Here is a 3429-nt window from a genome sequence, read left to right as displayed (position 1 = left end):
GACGGCAAGGTCGAGCCGGAGCCGCGGCGGGTCGAGGTCGCGAAGGACAGCCAGGTGCGCCTGATCGTGACCAGCGACGTCGACGACGAGCTGCACGTGCACGGCTACGAGGTCGAGGCCGAGCTCGAGGCCGGCCGGCCGACCACCGTCGAGCTGGTCGCCGACCAGACCGGCATCTTCGAGGTCGAGACTCACGAGACCGAGCTCGAGCTGCTCCAGCTCGAGGTGCGCTGACCCGAGCGCGATGACCGGCCGGGTGATCGAGCAGGGGCACCTGCTCGCCCATGGGGTGGGCAGCCGCGACGACCTGCCGATCCCCTTCGCCTACGCGCTGACCGGCGCCGCCGTGGCGCTGATCGCCTCGTTCCTCGCCCTCGGGCTGCTCTGGCGCGAGCCGCGGCTCGACCCGGCCGGGGCCGGGCGACCCGTGCCCTCCTGGCTGGCCCGCGGGCTGGACGCCCGGTGGTTCCGGGTGACGCTGCGCATGCTCGGGGTGGTGGCGACGGCGTACGTCGTCATGGCCGCGGTCGCCGGCCGCGACGACGCCCTCAACCCGACAGCGGGAGTCGTCTACGTCCTGCTGTGGATCGGAGTCCCGATCGTCTCGATGCTGGTCGGGCCGGTCTGGAAGATGGTCAACCCCATCCGGTCGCTGCACTGGGCCCTCTCGCGCGCCCTGCGGACCGACCCGGCCGAGGGGATGTCGCCGCTGCCGGCTTCGCTGGGGTACTGGCCGGCCGCGGTGTCGTTGCTCGCGTTCGTCTGGATGGAGCTGGTCGCGCCGGACAACACCACGCTGCCGGTCCTGCGGGTGTTCTTCGCGGTGTACGTCGCGGTGCACCTGCTGGCGGCCACCTGGTGGGGCTCCGGCTGGTTCGACAAGGGCGACGGCTTCGAGGTGTTCTCCTCGCTCGCCGGGCGGCTGTCGGTGCTGGGGCGGCGCGCCGACGGGACGATCGTCCTGCGCAACCCGCTCGACGGCGTGGCCGGCACCCCGGTCGCGCCGGGGCTGTTCGCCGTCGTGGGCGTGCTGCTCGGCTCCACCGCCTACGACTCGTTCGCCAACACGCCCTGGTGGGTGACCCAGCTGCAGAGCGGGCCGCTCTCGGCCGAGGTGACGGGGACCCTCGGGCTCTTCGGCGCCGTGGTGATCGTGACATCCGCCTTCGCCGGCGCGGCTGCCATGTCGGGGAGGGGCAGCGGCCTGCGGCCGCTCGACGTCGGCGCCGAGTACGCGCACAGCCTGGTCCCGATCGTGATGGGCTACGTGGTCGCGCACTACTGGTCGCTGCTCGTCCTGATCGGGCAGCAGACCGTCATCCAGCTATCCGACCCGCTCGGCACCGGCGCGAACTGGCTGGGCACCGGCGGCCGCGGCATCGACTCGAGCCTCGCCGGGCCGACGCTGGTCGCGGTGGTGCAGGTCGTGGCCGTGGTGACCGGTCACGTGCTGGGCGTGGTCCTCGCCCACGACCGGGCGGTCGGCATCCTGCCGCCCCGCCGGGCCCTGGTGGGTCAGGTGCCCTTGCTGGTGCTGATGGTCTGCTACACCGTCGGCGGGCTCACGCTGCTGTTCGCCGCCTGAGGACGACCCGGCTCAGTCGCGCAGGTGACGGCCGAAAAGCTCCTCGAGGCGCTGCGCCGTCGTGTCGTACGAGGTGTGGTGCACGCCGACCAGGCCCAGCGACTCGGCCGCGCGCACGTTGTGCTCGAGGTCGTCGACGAAGACGGTCTGCGCCGCGCCGACACCGAGCAGCTCCAGGACGTGGGCGAAGATCTCCGGCTCCGGCTTGCGCATGCCGACCTCGCCGCTGATGACGATCGCGTCGAACATCTCGTCCCAGCCCTCGCGGGGGTACTCGTTGCCCCACGAGTTGGACAGCAGGCCGGTGAGCAGGCCGGCCCGGCGGGCCCGCAGGACCAGCCCGGCCATCGCCGGGGCGTGCTCGAACTGGTCGAACATCCGCTGCAGGAGGCCGGTGGCCTCGATCGTCCGGCCGGCGTGCTCGGAGAGGCGGCGGGCCAGCTGCCGCTCGAAGTCAGGCACCTCGATCTCGCCCCGCTCGAGGGCGGCGACCGGGTTGTCGCGGGCGAGCTCGCCCTGGTGCGGGCCGAGCCAGGAGCGCATGACGTCGACGTAGTGCTCGACCTCGAGGCCGTCGATCTCCGCCCAGGCCCGGATCGCCGCGTCGAGCGGCTCGGTGAGGACGCCGCCCCAGTCGACGACGAGGGCACGCAAGACGGTCGGCACCCCGGGATCCTACGGACCGTCGAGCGACGGCAGCAGCAGCGCGGTGACCGCGCCCAGGACCGCGCCCGCGACCAGACCGGTCACGGCGCCCAGCAGGACCACCGCCCCGGCCGGCCAGCCCGGGCCGGGCGCCGTCGCGCCGAGGAAGATGACCACATGGCCGGGGGCCAGGCCAGCGCGCTGGCCAGCACCACGGTCACCAGCAGCCAGGGCGACCACGACCACGGCCTTACGACCGCCGGACGGCTCGCCACCCATGACCCCCTGGCTGAGCCGGGCCGCCCCGGCGGCCGCCGTCATGCCGACCGCCTCGGCGGCCGCGCACAGCGCGACCCAGGTGCCGAGGGTCGGCGCGGTTGTGCCGAGGTGCCGGACGACAGGTCCGGTCACCGGATCAGGCTGACCCCGGGCCCGGACGTGCGGCACGGCACAAGGGGCCCGGGCTGCCGGGCCGTCCGGCTGCCTTGCTCCGCGGCGGTCCGGCGGCTCAGCGGGAGCGCGCGAGGCGGCGGCGCCGGCGGGGGGCTCGGCCGACCAGGTCCGCGGCGAGGTCGGCCAGGGCCTGGCGGGCGGGCGAGGTCGCGGCGACCTCGCTGACCGGGCGGGCCTGCAGCAGGGCGGCGTCGAACGCGGCCGGGTCGTCGGGCACCAGGACCGCCTCGGTGACACCGGCGTAGCGCTCGAGCGCCTCGGCCACCTGCTGCCGCGGGTCGCGGCCGACGACCGAGGCCCGGACCCGGTTGACGACGACTCGCGGGGTGGCACCAGGCACGACCTCGCGCAGCTCCGAGAGCCCGCGGACCAGCCGGTGCACGCCGACCGGGTCGGCGCCGCCGACCGCCAGGACGACGTCGGCGGCAGCGAGCGTGGTGAGGGTGACCCCGTTGCGCAGCGGTGCCGCCGTGTCGAAGGCCAGCTCCTCGTCCTGCTCCAGGCAGAACGCGCAGTCGACGACGGTCACCTCGGCGACCTCTCGCGCGACGGTCCACACCTGCTCCACGGCGCTGGGCCGCAGCTCCGGCCAGCGCTCGGCTCGGCTGATGCCGGTGAGCACCCGCAGGTGCGGAGCGACGACCGGGGCGAGCGCGGCCAGCGCCGAGCGGTCGAGAGCCCCGTTGCCCGCCGACCGAGCCGCCGCCGCCAGGCCGGGCGCCTCGTCGAGCAGGCCCAGCACCTGG

The 3429-nt window shown here is 74.8% G+C and carries 5 protein-coding genes; 2 read left to right on the top strand and 3 right to left on the bottom strand.

The features are described from left to right. Both VK640_17240 and VK640_17235 read left to right on the top strand, forming a co-directional pair. Nucleotides 1–234, top strand: a 234-nt coding sequence (locus tag VK640_17240) for a hypothetical protein (protein ID HTE74924.1), incomplete at its 5' end; no start/stop codon positions are given. Nucleotides 235–244: 10 nt separating this feature from the next. Further along, the gene (locus tag VK640_17235) at nt 245–1585 is read left to right on the top strand and encodes a hypothetical protein (GenBank protein ID HTE74923.1); all 1341 of its coding nucleotides are present in this window, start codon (nt 245–247) and stop codon (nt 1583–1585) included. Nucleotides 1586–1597: 12 nt separating this feature from the next. On the opposite strand, the gene VK640_17230 is transcribed toward VK640_17235, so the two are convergent. From VK640_17230 to VK640_17220, 3 genes are all read right to left on the bottom strand, one after another. Beyond that, nucleotides 1598–2251 carry an HAD family phosphatase gene (locus VK640_17230; GenBank protein HTE74922.1) on the bottom strand — a complete coding sequence of 218 codons (654 nt, stop codon included), beginning with the start codon at nt 2249–2251 and terminating at the stop codon, nt 1598–1600. A gap of 9 nt (nt 2252–2260) precedes the next feature. After that, on the bottom strand, nt 2261–2641 hold the full coding sequence (locus VK640_17225) for a hypothetical protein (GenBank protein HTE74921.1): 381 nt from the start codon (nt 2639–2641) through the stop codon (nt 2261–2263). A 97-nt stretch (nt 2642–2738) separates the two neighbouring features. Beyond that, nucleotides 2739–3429, bottom strand: a 691-nt coding sequence (locus VK640_17220; protein ID HTE74920.1) for a hypothetical protein, incomplete at its 5' end; no start/stop codon positions are given.

It is taken from the genome of Actinomycetes bacterium (genome assembly GCA_035489715.1).
GTDB lineage: Bacteria > Actinomycetota > Actinomycetes > JACCUZ01 > JACCUZ01 > DATHAP01.
This window is presented reverse-complemented; position numbering and strand designations above follow the sequence as displayed.